General features: G+C 71.5%; 21 protein-coding genes. 16 read left to right on the forward strand and 5 right to left on the reverse strand.

What is annotated here, in order from left to right:
- Positions 1-185: 185 nt before the first annotated feature.
- From pyrH to rlmN, 4 genes are all read left to right on the forward strand, one after another.
- Complete coding sequence (pyrH, locus tag AC0B61_RS28905) at positions 186-950, forward strand: UMP kinase (protein ID WP_471744118.1); 765 nt, start codon at positions 186-188, stop codon at positions 948-950.
- 99 nt (positions 951-1,049) lie between these two features.
- The gene (frr, locus tag AC0B61_RS28910; RefSeq protein WP_471744120.1) at positions 1,050-1,607 is read left to right on the forward strand and encodes a ribosome recycling factor; all 558 of its coding nucleotides are present in this window, start codon (positions 1,050-1,052) and stop codon (positions 1,605-1,607) included.
- A gap of 260 nt (positions 1,608-1,867) precedes the next feature.
- The gene (locus AC0B61_RS28915) at positions 1,868-3,112 is read left to right on the forward strand and encodes a phosphatidate cytidylyltransferase (RefSeq protein ID WP_471744122.1); all 1,245 of its coding nucleotides are present in this window, start codon (positions 1,868-1,870) and stop codon (positions 3,110-3,112) included.
- 72 nt (positions 3,113-3,184) lie between these two features.
- Positions 3,185-4,285, forward strand: a complete 1,101-nt coding sequence (gene rlmN / locus AC0B61_RS28920) for a dual-specificity RNA methyltransferase RlmN (RefSeq protein ID WP_471744124.1) — start codon at positions 3,185-3,187, stop codon at positions 4,283-4,285.
- Between the two features lie 64 nt (positions 4,286-4,349).
- Here rlmN and AC0B61_RS28925 read toward each other — a convergent pair whose 3' ends face one another.
- The 4 genes from AC0B61_RS28925 to AC0B61_RS28940 all read right to left on the reverse strand — a co-directional run bounded on the left by AC0B61_RS28925 (position 4,350) and on the right by AC0B61_RS28940 (position 8,400).
- Positions 4,350-5,501 carry a hypothetical protein gene (locus AC0B61_RS28925; RefSeq protein WP_471744126.1) on the reverse strand — a complete coding sequence of 384 codons (1,152 nt, stop codon included), beginning with the start codon at positions 5,499-5,501 and terminating at the stop codon, positions 4,350-4,352.
- A gap of 27 nt (positions 5,502-5,528) precedes the next feature.
- Positions 5,529-6,284, reverse strand: a complete 756-nt coding sequence (locus tag AC0B61_RS28930) for an ABC transporter ATP-binding protein (protein ID WP_471744128.1) — start codon at positions 6,282-6,284, stop codon at positions 5,529-5,531.
- A 251-nt stretch (positions 6,285-6,535) separates the two neighbouring features.
- Positions 6,536-7,930, reverse strand: coding sequence for an aspartate aminotransferase family protein (locus AC0B61_RS28935; RefSeq protein ID WP_471744130.1), 1,395 nt, complete (start codon positions 7,928-7,930; stop codon positions 6,536-6,538).
- Entirely contained in the window at positions 7,927-8,400 is a 474-nt protein-coding gene (locus AC0B61_RS28940) for an Lrp/AsnC family transcriptional regulator (RefSeq protein ID WP_471744132.1), read from the reverse strand. The genes AC0B61_RS28935 and AC0B61_RS28940 overlap by 4 nt, the downstream gene beginning before the upstream one ends.
- Before the next feature lie 268 nt (positions 8,401-8,668).
- Here AC0B61_RS28940 and AC0B61_RS28945 point away from each other — a divergent pair, with 268 nt between their 5' ends.
- The 3 genes from AC0B61_RS28945 to AC0B61_RS28955 all read left to right on the forward strand — a co-directional run bounded on the left by AC0B61_RS28945 (position 8,669) and on the right by AC0B61_RS28955 (position 12,950).
- Positions 8,669-10,144, forward strand: coding sequence for a gamma-aminobutyraldehyde dehydrogenase (locus tag AC0B61_RS28945; RefSeq protein WP_471744134.1), 1,476 nt, complete (start codon positions 8,669-8,671; stop codon positions 10,142-10,144).
- 144 nt (positions 10,145-10,288) lie between these two features.
- Complete coding sequence (locus AC0B61_RS28950; RefSeq protein WP_471744136.1) at positions 10,289-11,647, forward strand: aminotransferase class III-fold pyridoxal phosphate-dependent enzyme; 1,359 nt, start codon at positions 10,289-10,291, stop codon at positions 11,645-11,647.
- A 67-nt stretch (positions 11,648-11,714) separates the two neighbouring features.
- Positions 11,715-12,950, forward strand: coding sequence for a polyamine ABC transporter substrate-binding protein (locus AC0B61_RS28955; RefSeq protein WP_471744138.1), 1,236 nt, complete (start codon positions 11,715-11,717; stop codon positions 12,948-12,950).
- 10 nt (positions 12,951-12,960) lie between these two features.
- Here AC0B61_RS28955 and AC0B61_RS28960 read toward each other — a convergent pair whose 3' ends face one another.
- A complete protein-coding gene (locus tag AC0B61_RS28960) occupies positions 12,961-14,613 on the reverse strand; it encodes a PucR family transcriptional regulator (protein WP_471744140.1) in 1,653 nt (550 codons plus the stop codon).
- Positions 14,614-15,062: 449 nt separating this feature from the next.
- Between AC0B61_RS28960 and AC0B61_RS28965 the strand changes: the two genes are divergently transcribed.
- From AC0B61_RS28965 to AC0B61_RS29005, 9 genes are all read left to right on the forward strand, one after another.
- Positions 15,063-16,574, forward strand: a complete 1,512-nt coding sequence (locus AC0B61_RS28965) for a gamma-aminobutyraldehyde dehydrogenase (protein ID WP_471744142.1) — start codon at positions 15,063-15,065, stop codon at positions 16,572-16,574.
- Positions 16,575-16,630: 56 nt separating this feature from the next.
- Positions 16,631-17,881 carry a polyamine ABC transporter substrate-binding protein gene (locus AC0B61_RS28970; RefSeq protein ID WP_471744144.1) on the forward strand — a complete coding sequence of 417 codons (1,251 nt, stop codon included), beginning with the start codon at positions 16,631-16,633 and terminating at the stop codon, positions 17,879-17,881.
- A 40-nt stretch (positions 17,882-17,921) separates the two neighbouring features.
- Complete coding sequence (locus AC0B61_RS28975; protein ID WP_471744146.1) at positions 17,922-19,064, forward strand: ABC transporter ATP-binding protein; 1,143 nt, start codon at positions 17,922-17,924, stop codon at positions 19,062-19,064.
- Positions 19,061-19,990 (forward strand): ABC transporter permease, encoded by a 930-nt coding sequence (locus AC0B61_RS28980; RefSeq protein WP_471744148.1) that lies wholly within the window; start codon positions 19,061-19,063, stop codon positions 19,988-19,990. Before AC0B61_RS28975 ends, AC0B61_RS28980 begins: the two co-directional genes overlap by 4 nt.
- Positions 19,990-20,793, forward strand: coding sequence for an ABC transporter permease (locus AC0B61_RS28985; RefSeq protein WP_471744149.1), 804 nt, complete (start codon positions 19,990-19,992; stop codon positions 20,791-20,793). Before AC0B61_RS28980 ends, AC0B61_RS28985 begins: the two co-directional genes overlap by 1 nt.
- Before the next feature lie 77 nt (positions 20,794-20,870).
- Complete coding sequence (locus tag AC0B61_RS28990; protein ID WP_471744151.1) at positions 20,871-22,265, forward strand: NAD(P)/FAD-dependent oxidoreductase; 1,395 nt, start codon at positions 20,871-20,873, stop codon at positions 22,263-22,265.
- A gap of 191 nt (positions 22,266-22,456) precedes the next feature.
- Positions 22,457-22,888, forward strand: a complete 432-nt coding sequence (locus AC0B61_RS28995; RefSeq protein WP_471744152.1) for a hypothetical protein — start codon at positions 22,457-22,459, stop codon at positions 22,886-22,888.
- Between the two features lie 109 nt (positions 22,889-22,997).
- Positions 22,998-23,765, forward strand: a complete 768-nt coding sequence (locus tag AC0B61_RS29000; protein WP_471744154.1) for a hypothetical protein — start codon at positions 22,998-23,000, stop codon at positions 23,763-23,765.
- Between the two features lie 255 nt (positions 23,766-24,020).
- Positions 24,021-25,544 (forward strand): CoA-acylating methylmalonate-semialdehyde dehydrogenase, encoded by a 1,524-nt coding sequence (locus AC0B61_RS29005; protein WP_471744156.1) that lies wholly within the window; start codon positions 24,021-24,023, stop codon positions 25,542-25,544.
- The last annotated feature ends 454 nt before the right edge of the window (positions 25,545-25,998 follow it).

Genomic DNA, 25,998 nt, shown 5'->3' on the forward strand with positions numbered 1-25,998 from the left:
GAACGGGCTCACCCAGCGCCAACCGCCCACGGGCGGGCTCGCGTCGGCACCACGAACGACGAGGAGGCCATTGCCGTGCAGGACACCGAACCGGTTCCCGCGGCAGTGGCCTCCTCGCGTGTACGCGCAGGCGGGGCATCCGCACACCCGCGCCTGTGACCAGTAGGTGCAAAAAGGAGAAGTCCATGCAGGAGACGCAGGAGACCGCGCAGGACCACGGGGCCGGCTCGCGCCGCCGGGTGCTGCTCAAGCTGTCCGGTGAAGCCTTCGCCGGTGGCGGCGGCCTCGGCGTCGACCCGGACGTCGTGCACGCGATCGCCCGGGAGATCGCCACGGTCGTCCGCGCCGGTACCGAGGTCGCGGTGGTCATCGGGGGCGGAAACTTCTTCCGGGGGGCCGAGCTGCAGGTCCGCGGCATGGACCGGGCCCGCTCCGACTACATGGGCATGCTCGGCACCGTCATGAACTGCCTGGCGCTGCAGGACTTCCTGGTCAAGGAGGGCATCGAGACCCGGGTCCAGACCGCCATCACCATGGGCCAGGTCGCCGAGCCGTACCTGCCGCTGCGGGCCGTCCGGCACCTGGAGAAGGGCCGCGTGGTGATCTTCGGCGCCGGTATGGGCATGCCGTACTTCTCCACCGACACCACGGCCGTCCAGCGCGCGCTGGAGATCCACGCCGACGTCCTGCTGATGGGCAAGAACGGCGTGGACGGCGTCTACGACTCCGACCCGCGGACCAATCCGGACGCGGTCAAGTTCGACGCGCTGGAGTACTCCGAGGTCATCGCGCGCGACCTCAAGGTCGCCGACCTCACCGCGATCACGCTGTGCAAGGACAACAACCTCCCGATGCTGGTCTTCGAGCTGCTGGCGGAGGGCAATATCGCGCGTGCGGTGAAGAGTGAGAAGATCGGCACACTCATCAGCCAGGATTCTGTCCGGGCCTGAGCAGCAACCAGCCGTACGGGACTTGCGCGGGCGCCGCGACCGGCCACCGCGCCGACACCGGTCGGAACAACAGCAGATGAACCGGACAGGGAGACCACAGTGATCGAAGAGACCCTCCTCGAAGCCGAGGAGAAGATGGAGAAGGCCGTCGTCGTCGCCAAGGACGACCTCGCGGCCATCCGCACGGGCCGCGCGCACCCGGCGATGTTCGCCAAGATCGTCGCGGAGTACTACGGCACCGTGACGCCGATCAACCAGCTGGCCTCGTTCTCGGTGCCGGAGCCCCGGATGGCGGTCGTCTCGCCGTTCGACAAGACCGCGCTGAAGGCGATCGAGCAGGCGATCCGCGACTCCGACCTGGGCGTCAACCCGTCGAACGACGGCTCCATCATCCGCGTGGTGCTGCCGGAGCTGACCGAGGAGCGCCGCCGGGAGTTCATCAAGATCGCCCGGACCAAGGGCGAGGACGCCAAGGTCTCGATCCGTGCCGTGCGCCGCAAGGCCAAGGACGCCATCGACAAGCTGGTCAAGGACGGCGAGGTCGGCGAGGACGACGGCCGCCGCGGCGAGAAGGAGCTCGACGACACCACGGCCAAGTACGTGGCCCAGGTCGACGAGCTGCTGAAGCACAAGGAATCCGAGCTGCTCGAGGTCTGATGAACGACGCCCCTGACGCCCCTGGCTACTGGGGCCCGTCCGACCAGCAGTTCCAGCCGTACCGCCCGGCGCCGCAGCCGCAGGCACCCCGTACCCCGGCCCACCCGGCGCCGGGGTACGGCGAGCAGTCGGCGCCGGTCCCGGGACGCCCGGGCGGCGAAGCCGTGCCGGGCACCGTCCCGGGACGCCACGGCCTCCGTTCGGATCACTCGCAGCAGCCTCCGGTGTACTGGGGCGGCGACGCGGAGGAGACTCAGGTCATGCCTCCCGTACCGGCCGACCCCGGCCCGCCTCCCGGTGTGCCCGGCCCCGGCCGGTCGGCCGCCCGCCATGCGTCCGCGGCCCCCGGTCGGCCCGCCGCCGGCGGCCCGGGCGACCCCGCGGCGGAGCCCGCCCGGGAGGCCGGCCGGCTGAGCGGTCCGCTGTTCCGGGACGAGCAGCCCGAGTCGCCGCCGCCCGGCGTGACGGAGACGGTCGTGCTCCGCGCGATATCGCCCGACGCCGCCCCGGCCCCCGGTCACGCCGCCCCCGCTTCTGGTCACGGCGCCCCGCCGCACCCGGGGGCGCCGGTGCATCCCGGGCCGCCGCCCAGCCGCCCGGCGGCCGGACAGCCCCGCTTCGTGCCGTCGTCCCATCCAGGGCAGGAGACACCCGTGGCCGCCCAGCCCGACCCGCAGCCGCAGCCGCGCAAGCAGCGCGGCGGCCGTAACCTCCAGGCCGCCATAGGCGTGGGGGCCGGCCTCGGCGTGGTGGTCGTCGCCTCGCTGTTCGTGGTGAAGGCGCTGTTCCTGGTCGTCGTGATGGCCGCGGTGGCGGTCGGCGTCTGGGAGCTGACCAGCCGGCTCGCCGAGCGCAAGCAGATCAAGGCGCCGCTGGTCCCGCTGGTCGTGGGCGGCCTCGCCATGGTCGCGACCGGTTACTGGTCGGGGATCCAGTGGGCCGCGGCCTCGCTCGCGCTGACCGGGCTGGCGGTGATGGTCTGGCGGATGTTCGAGCCGCCGGAGAACTACCTGCGGGACATGACGGCAGGCGTGTTCACCGCGTTCTACGTGCCGTTCCTGGCCACCTTCGTGGCGATGATGCTGGCCTCCGACGACGGCGCCCAGCGGATCGTGCTCTTCTTGATCGTCACGATCTGCAGCGACACCGGCGCCTACGCGGTGGGCTACAAGTTCGGCCGGACCAAGCTGGCCCCGACGATCAGCCCGGGCAAGACCCGTGAGGGCTTGGCCGGCGGCATCGCGCTGTCGATGCTCGCGGGCGCCGTGCTGATGCAGCTGATCATCGACGACGGCACCTGGTGGCAGGGCCTGATCCTGGGCGGCTGCGCGGCGGTCACGGCGACCCTGGGCGACCTGGGCGAGTCGATGATCAAGCGCGACCTCGGGATCAAGGACATGGGCACGCTGCTGCCCGGCCACGGCGGCATCATGGACCGGCTGGACTCGCTCCTGCCGACCGCGCCGGTGGTCTGGCTGCTGCTGGCGGCCTTCGTCGGCACCTGATCCGCGGTACGTCGGAGGGCCCCGGACGCCTGGCGTCCGGGGCCCTCGCGCGTCTGAGACACTGGATGGACCATGCCTAAGCCCGGAGAACTCACCTTTGTCGCGCCGCGCGGCGCAAAGCCCCCGCGACACCTCGCCGACCTGAGCCCCGCCGAGCGCAAGGAGGCCGTCGCCGAGCTGGGCGAGCAGCCGTTCCGTGCCAAGCAGCTCTCCAACCACTACTTCGGCCGGATGTCGAACGACCCGGCGGACTGGACGGACATCCCCGCCGCCAGCCGGGAGAAGCTCACCGGGAGCCTGCTGCCCGAGCTGATGTCGGTGGTGCGGCACGTCTCCTGCGACGAGGACACCACCCGCAAGACGCTCTGGAAGCTGTTCGACGGCACGCTCGTGGAGTCCGTGCTCATGCGCTACCCGGACCGGGTGACCATGTGCATCAGCTCGCAGGCCGGCTGCGGCATGAACTGCCCGTTCTGTGCCACCGGCCAGGCCGGGCTGACCCGCAACCTCTCCACGGCCGAGATCGTCGAGCAGATCGCCGCCGGGATGCGCGCTCTCAAGGCCGGGGAGATCCCGGGCGGCGAGGCGCGGCTGTCCAACGTGGTCTTCATGGGCATGGGCGAGCCGCTGGCCAACTACAACCGGGTGCTGGCCTCTATCCGCCGGCTGACCGATCCGGCGCCGGACGGCTTCGGCCTGTCGCAGCGCGGCATCACCGTCTCCACCGTCGGGCTCGTCCCGGCGATGCACCGCTTCGCCGACGAGGGCCTCAGCTGCCGTCTGGCGCTGTCGCTGCACGCTCCGGACGACGAGCTGCGCGACGAGCTGGTGCCGGTGAACACCCGGTGGAAGGTCGACGAGGTGCTGGACGCCGCCTGGAACTACGCGGAGAAGTCCGGTCGCCGGATCTCCATCGAGTACGCGCTGATCAAGGACATCAACGACCAGGCCTGGCGGGCGGACCTGCTGGGCCGGCTGATCAAGAACCACCGGGTGCACGTCAACCTGATCCCGCTGAACCCGACCCCGGGTTCGAAGTGGACCGCCTCCCGGCCCGAGGACGAGCGCGAGTTCGTCCGCCGGCTCCAGTCGCACGGGGTGCCGACGACCGTCCGCGACACCCGCGGCCAGGAGATCGACGGCGCCTGCGGCCAGCTCGCCGCAGCGGGATAGCAGCGGGCTAGCAGCCGGCCGACGGCGGGCCGCGGGCAGTCGCGGCCCGCTCGGTGGCGGAGGGTCAGCGCAGTCCGGCGGCGGCCAGCTCCGCGGTCGCCCCGCCGGTCAGCAGCAGCGTGGTGCCGACGGCCAGGCTGCGCAGCGCGACGGCGCCGAACAGCAGCCGGGGCGAGGCACCGAGGCGCAGCAGCGCTTCGGTGACGTCCCGGCGGTCGGTGCGGACCTCGGCCAGTCGGGCGATCACCGCGGCGGTCGCGCAGCCGATCACCAGGCCCGCCTCGACGGCGGGCAGCGCGTCCGCGCTGTCGGGGGTGCCGATCCAGTAGCGGATGGTGGTGAGCACCAGCGCGATGGCGAGGGTGAGGACGGCCAGTGGCGCGCCGAGGCTGGGGGCCTGGGCGGTGAGCCCGCGTCCGGCCAGGAGCCGCAGCGGGGTGGGTCGGCCGAGGGCGAGCAGCCGGCCGGCGCAGGCCAGCAGTGGGCCGGTGAGCAGGGCGAGGCCCAGTGCGCCGGCCGCCCAGCCGCCGAGGGCGGCGGTGCTGGTGGTGCCGAGCCCGGCGGGGAGGTGGATGGGGCGGCCGTCGGCGGCGGCGCCGGGCCGCAGCGCGATGAGTTCGAGGGCGGCGCCGATCACGCCCAGTCCGATCGGCAGCGCGATCCGCCAGGCGCCGAAGCCGGTGCGGTGGCGGGTGCGGCCGCCTTGCAGGCCTTCGGTGGACGGTACCGCGCAGGCGGCGGCGATGCCGGCGGTGAGCGGGACGAGGGCGAGCAGGGTGATCGGCGCGGCGGCCGGCAGCGGGACGCCCATGCCGAGGTCGGGGGCGAGCGAGGGCCCGGCGATGTCGTTGCGCAGCACCAGGAAGACCAGCAGGGTGAGCACGCTGCCGAGGGCGCAGGCGAGGGCGACCTCGCCGGCGATCAGGGTCCGGATCCGGCGGGAGCCGGCCCCGGCGGCGGTGAGGCCGGCGATCCGCTCGGGCCGCCGGGCGGGCACCGATCGGGCGGCGACGGCCGCGAACCAGGCGACGGCGGCGAGCGGCGGCAGGCACCAGAGCAGCCGGGCCAGCGGGTCGGGGCCGCCGTGCGGGTCGCTCATCGCCCGGCCGAGGGAGCGCAGCAGGAAGGCGGCGACCACGGCGGCGGCCAGCGCGGTGAGCAGCCAGCGGCCGAAGTCGGGCACCCGGTAGCCCCGGGCCAGACGGAGATAGAACACGTCGACTCTTTCAGGGGCTCGGCGTCGTCAGCGGCGGGTGGCCGCGACGGCGGACGCCCCGGTGGCCCCGGACGCGGCGGTGCGGCGCGGGACGGGGGCGGCGGGCGCGGTGAGCCGTCCGTCGACGAGGGCGACGGCGCGGTCCGCGAACCGGACGAGCTCGGGGTCGTGGGTGGCGAGGACGAGGGTGAGCTGGTGCGAGCGGGCCGCGCTGGTCAGTATCCGCAGGACCTGGTCGGCGGCTTCGCGGTGCAGCGGGGCGGTGGGGTCGTCGGCGAAGACGACGGGCGGCAGCGGGGCCAGGGCGCGGGCGACGGCGACCCGCTGGCGCTGGCTCTGGACCAGCCGCTCGGGGCGGTGTCCGGCGAAGTCGCCGACGTCGAGGCGCTCCAGCCACTCGGTGGCGGCGGTGTACGCGGCCTTGTTGCCGGCTCCGGCGAGCAGCAGCGGCAGGGCGACGTTCTCGCGGGCGGTCAGTTCGGGGACGAGGTGCGGTTCGGAGCCGACGAAGCCGAAGCGGTCGCGGCGCAGCCGTTCGCGGCCGGTCCGGGTGAGGGTGTGCACGGGGGCGCTGTTGAACCAGACCTCGCCCTCGTCGACGGGGAGTCGGGCGGAGAGGCAGTCCAGCAGGGTGCTCTTGCCGGAGCCGCGCGGGCCGGTGACGGCGAGCACCTCGCCCTCACGGACGCCGAGCGAGATGCCGCGCAGGGCGGGGGTGCCGTGATGGGACTTGACGATCCCCCGGGCCCACAGCACGTCGTTGTCAGGCGGTGCCGCTGACATGAGGTTCCATCCTGGGTGGCCGCAGGGATATGACAGTCGTCAGATTAGAACGACCGGGGCGGGGCGCGGTTGCGGCGCACTGGGCCATCACGGGCAAATCACCCGCATTCAGGCATGTTTGGTCATGCGACTGTGATGTTGCGGGTGCGGAGAGCCAGGAGTGCGAGCCGGGAGCGGGGGAACGCCGAAGGGCGGCCCCGCGGGGAGCGGGGCCGCCCTTCGGCGGAGGGTGGGGAGGAAGGATCAGGTGGTCAGATCTTCGCCCACGCGTCGGTGAGGCTGGTCCGCAGGATCTGCTCGATCTCGTCGAAGGTCGACTGGTCGGAGATCAGCGGCGGGGCCAGCTGGATGACCGGGTCGCCACGGTCGTCGGCGCGGCAGTACAGGCCGTTGTCGAAGAGCGCCTTCGACAGGAAGCCGTAGAGCACGCGCTCGACCTCGTCGTCGTTGAACGACTCCTTGGTGACCTTGTCCTTCACGAGCTCGATGCCGTAGAAGTACCCGTTGCCGCGGACGTCGCCGACGATCGGCAGGTCGCGCAGCTTGTTCAGGGTGCCCAGGAAGGCGGCCTCGTTGTCGAGGACCTTCTGGTTCAGGCCCTCGCGCTCGAAGATGTCGAGGTTGGCCAGCGCCACCGCGGAGGAGACCGGGTGGCCGCCGAAGGTGTAGCCGTGCAGGAAGGTGTTGTCGCCCTTGTAGAACGGCTCGGCCAGGCGGTCCGAGATGATCGTGGCGCCGATCGGGGAGTAGCCCGAGGTCATGCCCTTGGCGCAGGTGATCATGTCGGGCTGGTAGCCGAACTTGTCGGCGCCGAACATGGTGCCGAGGCGGCCGAAGGCGCAGATGACCTCGTCCGAGACCAGCAGCACGTCGTGGCGGTCGCAGATCTCGCGCAGGCGCTGGAAGTAGCCGGGCGGCGGCGGGAAGCAGCCGCCGGCGTTCTGCACCGGCTCGACGAAGACGGCGGCGACGGTCTCGGCGCCCTCGTTGAGGATGGCCACCTCGATCTCGTCGGCGCACCAGCGGCCGTAGGCCTCGGGGTCGACGGTGCCGTCCGGGCCCTGCAGGAAGGCGGGGGCACGGTAGATGTTGGTGTTCGGCGCCTTGTGGGTGCCCGGCACCAGCGGCTCGAACGGGGCCTTCAGGCCCGGCAGACCGGTGATGGACAGCGCGCCCTGCGGGGTGCCGTGGTAGGCGACGGCGCGCGAGATGACCTTGTACTTGGTCGGCTTGCCGGTCAGCTTGAAGTACTGCTTGGCGAGCTTCCAGGCGGTCTCGACGGCCTCTCCGCCACCGGTGGAGAAGAAGACCTTGTTCAGGTCGCCGGGGGCGTAGTTGGCCAGGCGCTCGGCCAGCTCGACGGCCTTCGGGTGGGCGTAGCTCCACACCGGGAAGAAGGCGAGCTCCTTGGCCTGCTTGGCGGCGGCCTCGGCGAGCTCCTCGCGGCCGTGGCCGGCCTGGACGACGAACAGGCCGGCGAGGCCGTCGAGGTACTTGCGTCCCTTGTCGTCCCAGACGTAGGTGCCCTCGCCCTTGACGATCGTCGGCACGGGGGAGTTCTCGTACGACGACATGCGGGTGAAGTGCATCCACAGGTGGTCGTAGGCGGTCTTGGAAAGGTCCTTCTGCGCCGGGTCGGCTGTCATCTGGTGCCCCAGGTGTAGGTCTGTTTCCGGAGCTTCAGGTAAACGAAGCTCTCGGTGCTCCGCACGCCGGGAAGCGCGCGGATGCGCTTGTTGATCAGTTCGAGCAGGTGCTCGTCGTCCTCGCAGACCAGTTCGGCCAGGAGGTCGAACGAGCCTGCGGTGCAGACGACGTAGTCGACCTCGTCGAGGGCGGCCAGCGCGTCGGCGACGGGCTCGATGTCGCCCTCGACCCGGATGCCGACCATCGCCTGGCGGGTGAAGCCGACGGTGAGCGGGTCCGTGACGGCGACGATCTGCATCACGCCTTGGTCGAGCAGCTTCTGGACGCGCTGCCGTACGGCTGCCTCGGACAGGCCGACGGCCTTGCCGATGGCGGCGTACGGGCGGCGCCCGTCCTCCTGGAGCTGCTCGATGATCGCCTTGGAGGCGGCGTCGAGGGGAACGCCGGCGTTCCGGTCGCGGTTGGCCACGCCGTCACTGTGCCTGATCGGGCCAGCGTTCGCAAGCGTGGATGCTGCTGATTTCGTCGCGATCTTGAAAAACAGATACGGATTTCATCGCCTCCACGCACTCGGCCTGTCGATAACGGCAGTGGAACGGCTACCCTGGCACGGTACGCGCGTGGCCCCGGGGGATGCCGCGCATACCGCCACCAGTGGACCGTGCCGATTCGGGCCCGGCCACTCGGCACCCTTCGTGCGTCGGACCCGCCGACGTACCATGGCGCCGGAATCTGCAATGCCGCAGGCCCCGACCGAGGAGAGATCCGTGAGCGACCTTCGCACGCTGCGCAACTACATCAACGGTGAGTTCGTCGACGCGGCTGACGGCCGCACGCTCGACATCGTCGACCCGACCACCGGCGAGGTGTACGCGACGTCGCCGCTGTCCGGTGCCGCGGACGTGGACGCCGCCATGGCCTCCGCCGCTGCCGCCTTCCCGATCTGGCGCGACGCCACCCCGAGCACCCGGCAGAAGCTGCTGCTCAAGATCGCCGACGCGGTCGAGGCCCGGGCCGACGAGATCGTCGACGCCGAGGTGCGCAACACCGGCAAGCCCCGCGCGCTGACCCTCTCCGAGGAGATCGGCCCGATGGTGGACCAGATCCGCTTCTTCGCCGGTGCCGCCCGCCTGCTGGAGGGCAAGGCCGCCGGTGAGTACATGGACGGGATGACCTCGATCGTCCGCCGCGAGCCGGTCGGCGTCTGCGCCCAGGTCGCGCCGTGGAACTACCCGATGATGATGGCCGTCTGGAAGTTCGCCCCGGCCCTCGCCGCGGGCAACGCCGTCGTGCTGAAGCCCTCGGACACCACCCCGGCCTCCACCGTGCTGCTGGCCGAGATCATCGGCGGCGTCCTGAAGGAGCTGGAGCTGCCGGCCGGCGTCTTCAACGTCCTCTGCGGTGACCGCGAGACCGGCAAGCTGATGGTCGAGCACCGGACCCCGGCGATGGCCTCCATCACCGGCTCGGTCCGGGCCGGCATCCAGGTCGCCGAGTCGGCCTCCAAGGACGTCAAGCGCGTCCACCTGGAGCTGGGCGGCAAGGCCCCGGTCGTGGTCTTCGAGGACGCCGACATCGCCGAGGCAGTCGAGGGCATCTCGGTGGCGGGCTACTTCAACGCCGGCCAGGACTGTACCGCCGCCACCCGCGTGCTGGTGCACGAGTCGATCCACGACGCCTTCGTCGAGGCACTGGCCCAGGCCGCAGCCGAGACCAAGACCGGCGGCGTGGACGACGAGGACGTGCTGTACGGCCCGCTGAACAACGCCAACCAGCTGAAGCAGGTCTCCGGCTTCATCGAGCGGCTGCCCGCCCACGCCAAGGTCGAGGCCGGTGGCCACCGGGTCGGCGACAAGGGCTACTTCTACGCGCCGACCGTCGTCTCCGGCCTGAACCAGGACGACGAGATCATCCAGAACGAGGTCTTCGGCCCGGTCATCACCGTGCAGCGGTTCACCGACGAGGACCAGGCCGTCGCGTACGCCAACGGCGTCGAGTTCGCGCTGGCCTCCTCGGTGTGGACCAAGGACCACGCCCGCGCCATGCGGATGTCGCGCCGGCTGGACTTCGGCTGCGTCTGGATCAACACCCACATCCCGCTGGTCGCCGAGATGCCGCACGGCGGTTTCAAGAAGTCCGGCTACGGCAAGGACCTGTCGGCGTACGGCTTCGAGGACTACACCCGCGTCAAGCACGTCATGACCGCGATCTGACACAGCCGTCAGCGCACGACGTGACGGTGGGGCCCGGGTCGGACGACCCGGGCCCCACCGTCTTTGCATCCTGTCGACGGATCGTGCGAGCGGCTGACACGATGAGCCTGCACTTCGGGGGCGGCCCGTCCTAGCCTTACCGGCATGAGCATCCCCACCGCTGACTCAGCCGCCGGCCAGGCCGTCAAGGCCGTCGACCGCGCACACGTCTTCCACTCGTGGTCCGCCCAGGCGCTGATCGACCCCCTCGCGGTGGCCGGCGCCGAGGGCTCGTACTTCTGGGACTACGACGGCAACCGCTACCTCGACTTCTCCTCGCAGCTGGTCAACACCAACATCGGTCACCAGCACCCGAAGGTGGTCGCCGCGATCCAGGAGCAGGCGGCGAAGCTCTGCACCATCGCCCCCGGCTTCGCGGTCGAGTCGCGCAGCGAGGCCGCCCGGCTGATCGCCGAGCGCACCCCCGGCGACCTCGACAAGATCTTCTTCACCAACGGCGGCGCCGAGGCCAACGAGAACGCCATCCGGCTGGCCCGGCTGCACACCGGCCGGCAGAAGGTCCTGGCCACGTACCGCTCGTACCACGGCGCCACCGCCAACGCGATCGCCCTCACCGGCGACCCGCGGCGCTGGGCCAACGAGACCGGCGTCTCCGGCGTGGTGCACTTCTGGGGCCCGTACGCCTACCGCTCCAACTTCCACGCCGAGAACGAGGCGCAGGAGTGCGAGCGCGCGCTGCAGCACCTGGAGCAGCTGATCGCGTTCGAGGGGCCCGGCACCGTCGCGGCGGTCATCCTGGAGACGGTGGTCGGCACCGCGGGCATCCTGATCCCGCCGCCGGGCTACCTGGCCGGGGTGCGGGAGATCTGCGACCGCCACGGCATCGTGTTCATCCTCGACGAGGTGATGGCGGGCTTCGGCCGCACCGGCGAGTGGTTCGCCGCCGACCACTGGGGCGTCACCCCCGACCTGCTGACCTTCGCCAAGGGCGTCAACTCCGGCTACGTGCCGCTGGGCGGCGTGGCGATCAGCGCCGAGATCGCGGCCACCTTCGCCGAGCGGCCCTTCCCCGGCGGGCTCACCTACTCCGGCCACCCGCTGGCCTGCGCCTCCGCGGTGGCGACCATCAACGCCATGGCGGAGGAGGGCATCGTCGAGAACGCCAAGCACATCGGCGAGACCGTGCTCGGCCCCGGCCTGCGCGAGCTGGCCGAGCGGCACCCGTCGATCGGCGAGGTCCGCGGCCTCGGCGTGTTCTGGGCGCTCGACCTGGTGAAGGACCGGTCGACCCGCGAGCCGCTCGTGCCCTACAACGCCGCCGGCGCCGCCAACGCGCCGATGGCCGAACTGGCCGCCGCCTGCAAGCAGCGCGGGCTCTGGCCGTTCGTCAACATGAACCGCTTCCACGTCGTCCCGCCGTGCACCGTCACCGAGGAGGAGGCCAAGACCGGCCTCGCGGTGCTGGACGAGGTGCTGTCGCTCACCGACGCGCACACCGGCTGACGAACCTCGCAGGGCGGCCCCGGGCACCCGCCTGCCCGGGGCCGCCCCATGTCCCGGAAGGCTTCCCATGACCAGCAGCTCCACCCGCAGCTCCACCTCCGCCCCGACCCGCCGTTCGACCCCCGACCGCCCGAGGGGCCCCGTCTCCGTGCGCCGGCGCTCCGTGCTCGGCGGGGCCGCGCTGCTCGGCGCCGGCACGCTGGCCGGCTGCGGGATCCCGTCCGCGTACGTCGCAGAGGACCGTCGCTCGGCGCCGGACCGCTCGGACAGCGACAAGCGGCTCGCCTTCTCCAACTGGACGCAGTACATCGACACCGACGACCAGGGCCGCCGCCCGACCCTGGACTCCTTCAGCGAGCAGACCGGGATCGCGGTCACCTATACCGAGGACATCAACGACAACGACGAGTTCTTCGGCAAGATCAGCCCGGTGCTCACCCAGGGCGCCGACCCCGGCCGGGACCTGATGGTGGTCAGCGACTGGATGGCCGGACGGTACGTCTCACTGGGCTGGGTGCAGGCGATGGACCGGGCCAACCTGCCCCACGTGACCGCCAACCTGGACCCGCAGCTCGCGAACCCGGCCTTCGACCCCGGGCGCCGGCGCAGCGTGCCGTGGCAGTCCGGGATCACCGGCATCGCGTACAACCGCAAGGCGCTCGGCCGGGAGATCAAGTCCACCGCCGACCTGTGGGCGCCCGACCTCAAGGGCCGGGTCACGCTGTTCGCCGGGCTCGACGAGGCGCTCGGGCTGCTGATGCTCTCCCAGGGCGCGGACCTCGCGACGTTCACCGCGGACGACGCCGACAAGGCGATGGACCTGGTGCAGAAGATGGTCGACACCGGCCACATCCGCCGCTTCACCGGCAACGACTACACCAGCGACCTCGCCTCCGGCGCGGCGCTCGCCTGCCAGGCCTACTCCGGCGACGCCGTCCAACTCACCGCCGAGAACCCGGACATCGGGTTCGTCGTGCCGGAGGAGGGCGGCGAGCTGTGGGCGGAGAGCCTGATGGTGCCCAACCGGGCCGTCCACAAGCGCAACGCCGAACTGCTGGTCGACTACTACTACCAGCCCGAGGTGGCCGCCGAACTCGCCGCGTTCGTCCAGTACATCTGCCCGGTGCCGGCCGCCCGCGAGGTGCTGGCGGCCAGCGGCGACAAGGAGAAGGCCGAACTCGCCGAGAACCCGCTGGTGTTCCCGACCGAGGAGATGCGCGCCAGGCTGCGCACCATGCGCGACGTCACCTCGGCGGAGCGGCCCGGACTGCACAAGGTCTGGGGCCGCATCACCGGGGTGTGACGCCGGTGCGTCAGCGCCGTACCGCGTCCAGGGCGAGCAGCGCCACGTGCAGGGAGAGGCAGGACTCCACCTGGTCGAGGTCGACGCCGAGGATCCGCTCGACCTTGTGCAGCCGGTCGTAGAACGACGGCCGGGACAGGTGCGCGGCGTCCGCCGCGGCCGACTTGTTCCGGCCCTGCTCCAGGTAGATCCGCAGCATCTGCACCAACTGGCCGTTGTGCTCGGCGTCGTGGGCCAGCAGCGGACCCAGCTCCCGCTCCACGTAGGTCTGCAGCCGGGCGTCGTCGCGCAGCAGGTGGAGCAGGCCGCGCAGTCGGACGTCCGGCAGCCGGTAGTAGGAGCTGCGGCCGCCGCCGGGCACGTCGTGCAGGGCGGCGTCGGCGACCTGGGCGGCCTCCAGCAGGGTGCGCCGGGCGTCGCGGACCGAGCCGACCGAGGAGCCGACCGCGACCACCGGGCCCGCCGGGTCGGCGCCCTCCCGGCCGGCCTCGGCGGACATCCGGCGCAGCGTCGCCGAGAAGGTGTCCAGCGAGGCGTGCTCCTCCTGCTGGGCGCCGAGCGAGATCAGCAGGCCGACGGCCTCGTCGTCGAGCGCGCCGACCAGCGCGGAGAGCCGGCTGGCCCGGACGGCGCCCGCGGCCAGTTCGGTGAAGTCGCGCAGCCGGGCCTGCGCCTCCAGCGCGGCCGGGATCGGCCCGCGCCGCTGGCGCAGCACCACGCCGACCAGCCGTCGGCCCTCCAGTGGGACGCCGAGCGCCTGGGCGCGCAACGCGGCCTCGGAGACGGTCAGCGCGTGGGTGAGGATGCCGGAGAGCAGGGTGCGGTGGGTCTGCCGCTCCAGGCTCTCCCGGTCGCGCACCACCAGCCGGTTGAGCGCCAGCGCGGACGCGCCGCGCTCCAGCAGCATGGCGTGCGGGTGGGTCTCGCCCTCGGGCAGCGGGCCGGGCTCCTGGACCAGCACCAGCCGGCCCCAGTCCTGGCCTCGGGCGCCCACGGTGGTGACCAGCCAGCCGCTGCGCGGGTCGTGCCCGGTGCGGCCGGCCGGCCGGACCCCGCGCGAGCGGCGCTCCCAGTCCTCCAGCACCTCGGCCTCCGGGCGCCCGGCGGTGTCGTGGGCGAGCACCTGGTGGGCCAGGTTCTCCAGGATGACGGGGCCGCCCGCCATCCGGGCCACCTGGCGGACCACCTCCGGCGGCTCGGCGCCCTCCACCACCAGCTCGTTGAACACCTGGTGGACGGACTCGGAGATGCGCAGCTGCTCCAGCTGGGCGTTGACCACCAGGGCGTGCACGGCCTCGGTCACGGCGACGAAGCGCAGCTCGCGGCGGAGCGTGATCAGCGGCAGCCCGCGCTGTTCGGCGGCGTTCACCAGGGCGCGGGGGAGCGTGTCGAAGTAGCGCCGCCCGTACTCGACGACCAGGCCGGCCACCCCGACCTCGTCCAGCTCGCGGACGTAGCGGGCCAGGCCCTCGCGGTCCTCGGGCAGGGCGATGCCGGTGGTCAGCACCAGTTCGCCGCCGCGCAGCATCCCGGCGACGTCGGGCAGTTCGCTGACGTGGACCCAGCGGACCGGCCGCTCCAGGTGGCCGGCGCCGGCCACGACCTGGGGGAGGCCGCGCCGCATCACCTCCAGGTCGAGTACGCGGGCGACGGTGGGGAGCATCGCGGGGCCTCCGGGGCCGTGTGGGGCCGGCATGGGGGATCGGAGTCGGTCATCGGGAATGGGCACGGTGTCGGGCACGGTGTTCAGGTCACAGTGTCTCGTCACAGTGTCAGGCAAATCATCCATTGCCGCGACGACCTGTTGCCCTGCCCGCATCCTTGCACCCTGTAAGGCCCTTCACGCCTCGGTTGTCGCAGTGGCCCTTGTCACGCCCCGGCGGCAACGGGCATGGTCAGCGGGTCGGCTGTGGCGGAAAACCGATCCCGCGCCGGAATCCGTCGCGTTAACACGAACGCAACCGTGGAATCCCTTGTCCGGATCGTTCCGGACTGTCAGGATCGCCCAACCCCGATGATCGACCGGACGGATTCCCGCACCCCCGCGCAGACCCCCACCGCGGAGGCGGCAGTCCGTCGCTCAGTCGTACCACCGGCACATGGAGGAACCAGATGGACCTGACCGACTTCGGCGCGGGCGCGCAGTACATCGCCGGCCGCCAGGCCCGGGGCAGCGGCGAACCCTTCCAGGTCGTCAACCCCGCCGACGGCAGCGTGGTCGAGCAGGTCGCCCTGGCCACCACCGGGGACGTCGACGCCGCCGTCGCCGCGGCGAAGGCCGCCCTGCCGGACTGGTCCTCGGCCACTCCCGGCGCGCGCTCCGAGGCGCTGACCAGGCTGGCCGCCGTACTGACCGACGCCTGCGGCGACCTCGCCCGGGTGGAGACCGCGCAGACCGGCAAGCCGGTCAAGCTCGCCACCGAGTTCGACGTCCCCGGCACGATCGACAACGCCGCGTTCTTCGCCGGCGCCGCCCGCAACCTGGAGGGCAAGGCGGCCGGCGAGTACTCGGGCGACCACACCTCCTACGTCCGGCGCGAGGCGATCGGCGTGGTCGGCTCGATCTCACCGTGGAACTACCCGCTGCAGATGGCCGCCTGGAAGATCCTCCCGGCGATCGCGGCGGGCAACACCATCGTGCTCAAGCCGGCCGAACTGACCCCGCTGACCTCGCTGATGTTCGCCCGGGCGTGCACGGCGGCGGGCATCCCGGACGGCGTGGTGAACGTGGTCACCGGCGCCGGGCGCACCGCCGGCGAGCACCTGGTCGGACACCCGGACGTCGCGATGGTCTCCTTCACCGGCTCCACCGCGGTCGGCCGGCGGGTCGCCGAAATCGCCACCGCGAGCGTCAAGCGCACCCACCTGGAGCTCGGCGGCAAGGCCCCGTTCGTGGTCTTCGACGACGCCGACCTGGACGCCGCCGTCCACGGCGCCGTCGCCGCCTCGCTGATCAACGGCGGCCAGGACTGCACCGCCGCCACCCGCGCGTACGTCCAGCGCCCGCTGTACGAGGCCTTCGTGGCCGGGGTGGCCGAACTGTTCGCGGCGATCCGGATCGGTGACCCGCTGAACCCGCGGACCGACCTCGGCCCGCTGGTCTCCCACGCCCACCGGGACCGGGTGGCCGGCTTCGTGGAGCGAGCCCGCTCCTACGCCACCGTGGTCACCGGCGGCCGCGTGCCCATGGTCGGCCACGACGGCACCGACCTCACCCGGGGCGCGTACCACCAGCCCACCCTGATCACCGGCGCGGCCCAGGACAGCGAGGTCGTGCAGGGCGAGATCTTCGGCCCGGTGCTGGTCGTGCTGCCCTTCGACGGCGACGACGAGGGCCTGCGGCTCGCCAACGACACCCCGTACGGCCTGGCCGCCTCCGCCTGGACGAGCAACGTGCACCGCTCGCTGCGCGCCACCCGGGAGCTCGCGGCCGGGTGCGTCTGGGTCAACGACCACATCCCGATCATCAGCGAGATGCCGCACGGCGGCTACAAGGCGTCCGGCTACGGCAAGGACATGTCCCAGTACTCGCTGGACGAGTACACCCAGGTCAAGCACGTCATGTTCGACACCACCGCGGTGGCCCGCAAGGACTGGCACCGCACCGTCTTCGGAGACAGATAACCCCCGGACCAGGGCGCTTCCCCCACGCCCCACTTCTCCCCCAGGAGGCCCGTTCCATGGCGTTCAACGAGCTCACCGAAGGTCTGCCCGAACCGGTCCGCAGGGCCTGGGAGCGCAGCCTGACCAGCGGCCGGGCCGCACTGGGCCGCCGCGCCCTGCTGCGCGCCGCCGCCCTGACCGCGGGAGCGGGCACCCTGGCCGCGTGCGGAATCCCGGCGGCCTCCCGGACGACCGGTGACTCCACCGCCAACGCCGCCAAGGACCTGTCGGACACGGAGAAGGAGGTCGACTTCTCCAACTGGCCCCTGTACGTCGACACCGACGAGAAGGACAAGGAGAAGCACGGCACCCTGGAGGCCTTCACCCAGGCCACCGGGATCAAGGTCAAGTACAACGAGGACGTCAACGACAACGTCGAGTTCTTCGGCAAGATCAAGCCGCAGCTCGCCTCCGGCCAGGACACCGGCCGCGACCTGATGGTGCTCACCGACTGGATGGCCGCCCGGATGATCCGGCTCGGCTGGGTGCAGAAGCTCGACCCGGTGAACGTCACCACCGCGATCACCAACGTCGAGGCGCGCTTCCGCGCCCCGGACTGGGATCCGGGGCGGCTCTACTCCTACCCGTGGGCGGGCATCCAGGTCGTCGTCGCGTACAACCGGAAGGCGACCAGGGGCAAGGAGGTCACCAGCGTCTCCCAGCTGCTGGACGACCCCGAGTTGAAGGGCCGGGTCACCTTCCTGTCCGAGATGCGCGACAGCATCGGGATGGTCCTGCTGGACATGGGCAAGGACCCGGCGAAGTTCACCGCCGACGACTACGACGCCGCGATCGCCCGGGTGCAGAAGGCCGTCGACAGCAAGCAGATCCGCCGCTTCACCGGCAACGACTACGGGCAGGAACTCTCCTCCGGCGACATCGCGGCCTGCGTCGCCTGGGGCGGGGACCTGATCCAACTGCGCGTCGACAACCCGGACATCGAGTTCGTCGTGCCGGAGAAGGGCTTCATCTCCTCGACCGACAACCTGCTGGTCCCGGCGAAGGCCCGGCACAAGACGAACGCGGAGAAGCTGATCGACTTCTACTACCAGCCGAAGATCGCGGCGCAGCTGGTCGCGGGCATCGGCTACGTCTCCGCCGTCACCGGGATGAAGGACGAGCTCGCCACCCTCGCCCCGGACTCCGCGGCCAACCCGCTGGTCGTCCCCACCCCCGAGATGGCGGCCAAGGCGCACGTGTTCCGCACGCTCACCGAGAGCGAGGAGAGCGACTTCGAGCAGAAGTTCTCCAAGCTCATCGGCGCCTGACCCCCGTTCCCGGCCGAGAAACCCAGGAAGACACCACTCCATGACAGACCAGCAGCGCGACGCGGCCGCCGGCGGCGACGTCCGGCTCACCGGCATCGGCAAGACCTACGGCTCGTTCACCGCCGTCCACCCGCTCGACCTGACCGTCCCCCAGGGCTCCTTCTTCGCCCTGCTCGGCGCCTCCGGCTGCGGCAAGACCACCACCCTGCGCATGATCGCCGGCCTGGAGGAGCCCACCAGCGGCACCGTCCTGATCGGCGGCCAGGACGTCACCGCCCTGCCCCCGTACAAGCGGCCGGTGAACACCGTCTTCCAGAGCTACGCGCTCTTCCCGCACCTGGACATCTTCGAGAACGTCGCCTTCGGCCTGCGCCGGCGCGGAAAGAAGGACGTCCGGAAGCAGGTCGACGACATGCTGGAACTCGTCGAGCTCGGCCAGTACGCCCGGCGCAAGCCGCACCAGCTCTCCGGCGGCCAGCAGCAGCGCGTCGCCGTCGCCCGCGCGCTGATCAACCACCCGCAGGTGCTGCTCCTGGACGAGCCGCTCGGCGCGCTCGACCTCAAGCTCCGCCGCCAGATGCAACTGGAACTCAAGCGGATCCAGACCGAGGTCGGCATCACCTTCGTCCACGTCACCCACGACCAGGAGGAGGCCATGACCATGGCCGACACCATCGCGGTGATGAACGGAGGCCGGGTCGAGCAACTGGGCGCGCCCGCCGACCTGTACGAGAACCCCGCCACCACCTTCGTGGCCAACTTCCTCGGACAGTCCAACCTGCTGCCCGCCGAAGTCACCGGCACCGGCGGCGGCGACCTGCTGCTGAGCGCGGCCGGCACCCGCCTCACCGTGCCGAAGGCGCGCTGCGCCACCGACGCCAAGCGTGTTCACCTGGGCGTGCGCCCGGAGAAGATCACCATCACGCACGCCTCCGAGGAGGTCGCCGACGGCCGCAACAAGCTGGCCGGCACCGTGGTCGACTCCAGCTTCATCGGCGTCTCGACCCAGTACGTGGTGCGCACCGACGGTGGCCAGGAAGTCGCCGTCTTCGAGCAGAACATGGAGCGCGACGCCCGGATCGTCCCCGGCGCCCCGGTCCTGCTGCACTGGAACCCGGCGCACTCCTTCGCCCTGGACGCCTCGCAGGCGATCGACGCAGGCACCGCGGAGGAGGCCGCATGACCGCCACCACCCCGGCCGCACCGCCCCAGGTCATCCCCCTGACGGAGCCGGCGCCCAAGGCGAGGCGCAAGCTCACCCCGTACTGGCTGCTGCTGCCCGGCATAGCCTGGCTGGTCGTCTTCTTCGCCGTGCCGATGCTCTACCAGGCGTCCACCTCGCTGCAGACCGGCTCGCTCGAAGCGGGCTTCAAGGTCACCTGGCACTTCGCGACCTACTGGGACGCCCTGGTCGAGTACAAGTGGCACTTCGTCCGCTCGTTCTCCTACGCGGCCGTCGCCACCGTGCTCTGCCTGGCCGTCGGCTACCCGCTCGCGTACACGATCGCCTTCAAGGCGAGCAAGCGCTGGCGCAACGTCATCCTGATCCTGGTCATCGCGCCGTTCTTCACCAGCTTCCTGATCCGCACGCTGGCCTGGAAGACCATCCTGTCCGACGGCGGCCCGGTGGTCGGCGCGCTGAACGCGCTGCACGTCCTCGACCTCACCAACCTCGTCGGCCTGACCGACGGCGACCGGGTGCTGGCCACGCCGCTCGCCGTGGTCTGCGGCCTGACGTACAACTTCCTGCCGTTCATGATCCTGCCGCTGTACACCTCGCTGGAACGGATCGACCCGCGCCTGCACGAGGCGGCCGGCGACCTCTACGCCCGGCCGTTCACGACCTTCCGCAAGGTCACCTTCCCGATCTCGCTGCCGGGCGTGGTCGCGGGCACCCTGCTGACCTTCATCCCGGCCTCCGGCGACTACATCAACGCCCAGCTGCTGGGCTCGCCGAGCGAGCAGATGGTCGGCAACGGCATCCAGAAGCAGTTCCTGAACGTGCTCGACTACCCCACGGCGGCCGCGCTGAGCTTCATCCTGATGGCCCTGATCCTGGGCATGGTGACGGTCTACATGCGCAAGGCCGGGACGGAGGAACTGGTCTGATGTCCCGAGTGATCAAGTGGATCCGGGCCCACCTGGTGGTGCTGGCCGGCCTGCTGGCCCTCGCCTACCTGGTGCTGCCCAACCTGGTCGTGCTGGCCTTCTCGTTCAACAAGCCGGTGGGCAAGTTCAACTACGAGTGGAATGAGTTCTCCACCGACGCCTGGACCAACCCCTGCGGCGTCGCCGACATGTGCCAGTCGCTCTCGCTCAGCCTGCAGATCGCGGTGTTCGCCACCATCGGCGCCACCGTGCTCGGCACCATGGTCGCCTTCGCGCTGGCCCGCCACCGCTTCCGCGGCCGCTCGGCCACCACCGCGATGATCTTTCTGCCGATGGCCATGCCCGAGGTGGTCATGGCCGCCTCGCTCGGGACGCTCTTCCTCAACATGCGCATCCCGTTCGGCTTCACCACCATCCTCATCGCGCACATCATGTTCTGCCTCAGCTTCGTGGTGACGGCGGTCAAGGCCCGCGTGATGAGCATGGACCCGAGGCTTGAGCAGGCCGCCCAGGACCTCTACGCGACCCCCACCCAGACCTTCCTCCGGGTCACCCTGCCGCTGGTGGCCCCCGGCATCGCGGCGGGCGCGCTGCTCAGCTTCGCTCTCTCCTTCGACGACTTCATCATCACCCAGTTCAACTCGGGCCCGACCACGGTCACCTTCCCGATGTTCGTCTGGGGCGCCTCCCAACGCGGCATCCCGGTGCAGGTGAACGTCATCGGCACCGCGATGTTCGCCGCCGCCGTCGCGCTGACCGTCGCCGGCCAGTGGCTCGGCAACCGAAGGAAGGCCGCCGCCTGACGTACGGTCGGCCTGACGTACGGCCGGTCAGCGGTGGCTCGATCTGTCCTCTATCCGTAGAAAGTGGCTGATAATGCATGGAATCCGCCCGCGCACTCAGTGACGCCAGGCCCACCCCCTTCTGGCTGGAGGACCCGGGCCGGCCGGCCGCACTGCCCGCCCTGGTCGGCGGCACCACCTGCGACCTGCTGGTCGTCGGCGGCGGCTACTCCGGCCTGTGGACCGCCCTCATCGCCAAGGAACGCGACCCCTCGCTGGACGTCGTCCTGGTCGAGGGCAACGAGGTCGGGTGGGCCGCGTCCGGGCGCAACGGCGGATTCTGCGCGGCCAGCCTCACCCACGGCTTCGGGAACGGCCTGGAACGCTGGCCCGCCGAACTCGCGCAGCTGGAACGCCTCGGCGCCGCCAACCTGGACGGCATCGAGGACACCCTCAAGCGCTACGGGATCGACGCCGAGTGGGAGCGCACCGGCGAGATCGACGTCGCCACCCAGCCCCACCAGGTCGAGGAACTCCACGAGGTCGCCGAGGCGGTCGCCCGGTACGGCCTCGACATCACCGTCCTGGACGCCGACCAGCTGCGCGCCGAGGTGAACTCGCCGACCTTCCTCGGCGGCCTCTGGGACAAGGAGGGCGTGGCGATGGTCCACCCCGCCAAACTCGCCTGGGGCCTCAAGGACGCCTGCCTGGGCCAGGGCGTGCGGATCTTCGAGCACACCCGGGCCACCGACCTCCGGGAGTACGGCAGCGGCATGGCCGCCCGCACCCCGTACGGCCGGGTCTTCGCCCGGCGGGTCGCGCTCGGCACCAACGTGTTCCCGTCCCTGCTCAGGCGCGTCCGTCCGTACATCGTCCCGGTGTACGACTACGCGCTGATGACCGAGCCGCTCAACGACGAACAGCTCGCCTCGATCGGCTGGAGCGGACGGCAGGGGCTCGGCGACAGCGCCAACAAGTTCCACTACTTCCGGCTCTCCGCCGACAACCGGATCCTCTGGGGCGGCTACGACGCGGTCTACCACTACGGCGGCCACGTCCGGCACGAGTACGACCAGCGGCCGGAGACCTTCCGGACCCTCGCCGGCCACTTCTTCCGCTGCTTCCCGCAGCTGGAAGGGCTGCGCTTCACCAACGCCTGGGGCGGCGCGATCGACACCTGCAGCCGGTTCTCGGCGTTCTTCGACACCGCGAACCGGGGCAAGGTCGCGTACGCGGCCGGCTACACCGGGCTCGGCGTCGGCGCGACCCGCTTCGGCGCCGAGGTGATGCTCGACCTCCTCGCGGGCGAACGCACCGAGCGCACCGCGCTGGAGATGGTGCGCAGCAAGCCGCTGCCGTTCCCGCCCGAGCCGGTGCGCTGGGCCGGCATCGAGATCACCACCCGGTCGCTGGAACGGGCCGACCGCAACGGCGGCCACCGCAACCTGTGGCTGCGCACGCTCGACCGGCTGGGGCTGGGCTTCGACAGCTGACCTCGTCATGTGCCGCCGAGTGCTGTGCAGCCGAGTGCCGTGGCGCCGAGTGTTGTGCCGCCGAGTGCCGCAAGTAATGTGCCGCCGACCCGTGTAATCGGAACCCGCCGCCTGCCTCTCCTTGGTGACGGCGGGTTTCGATCTTCCCCGCCGCGCCCGAACAGGACGAACGGCAAGAAGCGGGGACAGACATGGAGAGCACCGGACTGCACTGGCTCGCCCAGGTGGCACCGGACCCGGAGTCCTTCCGGAAGCACTGGGAGCGCACCGGGCTGAGCCTGATGCTGCTACCGGCCGGCCGCCGCTGGGACGTCCTCACCGTCCCCGGACGGCTCGGGCACCCGGCGCTGGAGATCCTGGACACCGGCCCCTGCGGGCCGGCCCTCACCGACTTCGGCGACGAGCACGTCAGCTTCCTGGTGCCGGTCGGCACCGCCGCACGCTGGGTCGGTACGGGCGTACGCGGCGCGGGCGAGGGCACCTGGATCGTCGTCCCGCACCCCGAGCGCAGGAGCCGGGGGGTGCGCTGGCTGGTCCCGCCGGACGGCTCCGGGCGGCTCGTCGACCCGGTGCTGCTGGAGCTCGCCCTGCACGAGGCCGTGGCGAGGGGCAGCGGGTGGTGAGGGGCGGCGGGTGGTGAGGGGCGGCGGGTGGTGAGGGGCGGCGGGGACGGCGGTGGGGTCGGCGATGGCGCGTGGCGCGCGGAGCGGGCGGTCGCGTCAGACTGGAGGCGTGACCACCGCCCCGCACGCCGTCGACGCGTCCCTCCGCCCGGGCCCGGCCCAGCTGCGCCTGGCCGCCCTGGCCGCGCCGGTCTGCCACCGGTACGGCCTCGCCCTGGCCGGCGGGCACGCGCTGCGCGCCCACGGCGTCGCGGCCTGCCCGCAGGACGGCCTCACCCTGGCGACCGGAGCGGCCGACCTGCCGGAAGTGGCCGACGCATTGGCCGACGCGTACCGGGCCGCGGGCGGCGGGGTCGCCGAGCGGCCGGGCACGCCCCGGCTGGAGCAGCTCGCCGTCCGGCTGGCGCTGGGCGGGCGGTCCCACTCGGTGGAGCTGCGCAAGGAACCGCTCGGCCACCGGCCGGTCCGGCTCGACCTGGGCGCTCCCGGGCCAGACGAGCCGCCGGTGGTGCTGCCGGTCGTCGCCCTCGAGGACGCGGCGGCACTGACCACCGCACTGCTCGTCGACCGGGGCATGCCGCGCGACCTGATCGACGCGCACGCCCTCACCCGGTCCTACCGGGAGGGCGAACTGCTCGCGCTGGCCGGGGAGTTGGACCCGGATTTCCAGCCCGCGACGCTCGCCGACCGGCTGGAGACGCTCGCCGAGGCGGCGGACGGACGCTTCCGTGCCCGGGGGCTCCCGGCCGGGGCGGTGGACGGGCTGAAGCGGTGGGCGCTGGCGTGGGCACAGGACCTGCGGCTGGACCTGCTGGAGACCCAGGAGGCGGTGGACGGGCTGCACGATCCGTACCTGGAGGACGGCGAGGAGGCCTGAACCCGGCCTGGGCATCGCGCGTCGCGGCGGTCCGGGCACACGTTCGGCGCCGCCACTTTCGGCGTAGTGACCGGACGACCTGTAAGGCTGAATCGACGATCCCCGTCAGCCTGGTCGTTGAGCCCGGCCGGGGCGGCCACCAGACTGGAGAAGAGAGCGCGGTAGCCCCGTGAATCCCGTCGCCCGGCCCCTACGGGCGGCGCCAGACCGGACCGGTGGCAGGACGCCGCCCGGGACTTCGGAGGCAGACGGACCTTGAGCAGGAACATCATTCACTGGATCGGCGGCCAGCCGGTCGCCACCGCCGGTGCGGCGCCCCGCCGCGGTGACATCTTCGACCCGGCCACCGGCCAGGTCGCCGGCCACGTCGACTTCGCGGAGATCGCCGAGGTCGACCAGGCCGTGGCCGCGGCCGCCTCCGCCTTCACCGAGTGGCGCACCGCCTCGGTCGCCAAGCGGGCGACGGTGCTCTTCGCCTTCCGCGAGCTGCTGAACGCCCGCCGCGACGAGCTGGCCTCGATCATCGTGGCCGAGCACGGCAAGGTGCACTCCGACGCCCTGGGCGAGATCGCCCGCGGCCTGGAGGTCGTGGAGTACGCCTGCGGCATCCCGCAGCTCATCAAGGGCGGCTTCACCGAGCAGGCCTCGACCGGCATCGACGTCTACTCGATCCGCCAGCCGCTCGGCCCGGTCGCGATCATCTCGCCGTTCAACTTCCCGGCCATGGTGCCGATGTGGTTCTTCCCGATCGCCATCGCGGCGGGCAACACCGTCGTGGTGAAGCCGTCGGAGAAGGACCCGTCCGCAGCGGTCTTCCTCGCCGAGCTGTGGAAGGAGGCCGGCCTGCCCGACGGCGTCTTCAACGTCGTGCACGGCGACAAGGTGGCCGTCGACCGCCTGCTGGAGCACCCGGACATCAAGTCCGTCAGCTTCGTCGGCTCCACCCCGATCGCCCGCTACGTCTACGAGACCGGCACCCGCTACGGCAAGCGCGTGCAGGCCCTGGGCGGCGCCAAGAACCACATGCTGGTCCTGCCCGACGCCGACCTCGACCTGGCCGCCGACGCCGCCGTCAACGCCGGCTTCGGCGCGGCCGGCGAGCGCTGCATGGCGGTGTCCGTCCTGGTCGCGGTCGACCCGGTCGGCGACGAGTTGGTCGAGAAGATCAAGCAGCGGATCGCCACCCTGAAGGTCGGCCCGGGCTGCAACGGCGACTCCGAGATGGGCCCGCTGGTCACCGGCCAGCACCGCGACAAGGTCACCTCCTACGTGGAGTCCGGCCTCGCCGACGGTGCCGAGCTCGCCGTGGACGGCCGCAAGCACCCGGTCACCGCCGAGGACAAGGACGGCACCCCGACGGCCGACGGCTTCTGGCTCGGCCCCACGCTGTTCGACCACGTGAAGCCCGGCATGTCCGTCTACAACGACGAGATCTTCGGCCCGGTCCTCTCCGTCGTGCGCGTCTCCTCCTACGAGGAGGGCCTGGCGCTGATCAACGCCAACCCGTACGGCAACGGCACCGCCCTCTTCACCAACGACGGCGGCGCGGCCCGGCGCTTCCAGTTCGAGGTGGAGGTCGGCATGGTCGGCATCAACGTGCCGATCCCGGTGCCGGTCGCCTACTACTCCTTCGGCGGCTGGAAGGCCTCGCTCTTCGGCGACACCCACGCGTACGGCCCGGACGGCGTGCACTTCTTCACCCGCGGCAAGGCCGTCACCCAGCGCTGGCTGGACCCGTCGCACGGCGGTATCAACCTGGGCTTCCCCACCAACAGCTGAGAACCCCAGCCGGGAGCAGCCCCCGGCGCTCAGCGCCCGCCCGCCGGCCGGCCCCCTCTCCCAGGGGTTCCGGTCGGCGGGCGTTCGCCTGCCGTTTGCATCCGCGTGCAGGAGCGCGTAGAGTTCTTCGAGCTGCCTGGCTGGGAGCACCGGACACGCGTCTGCGCGGACGGTCCCGGGGTAGCCAATCCTCTGAAACACCATTTCCCAGGTTTGGGCTGGGTCGCGTCGGCATTTTCGATTCGCGGCTCGGTGCTTATTTGGCGTGGGCGTTTTATCGGATTGCGGCTGGATTCGCCTTTCGAGGCGGGGATCGGCTAGAGTTTGAAACGTCGGACAGGGCGTCAAGCCCCGGAAGACACCGGCGAGTTGGATGAACGAAGCCCCGGAAACGGAGCGGAAAACATCTGATAAGCTGGGAACACGAAAGAACGAAGCCCGGAGGGTCCGCTGG

It is taken from the genome of Kitasatospora sp. NPDC023385 (genome assembly GCF_055664045.1).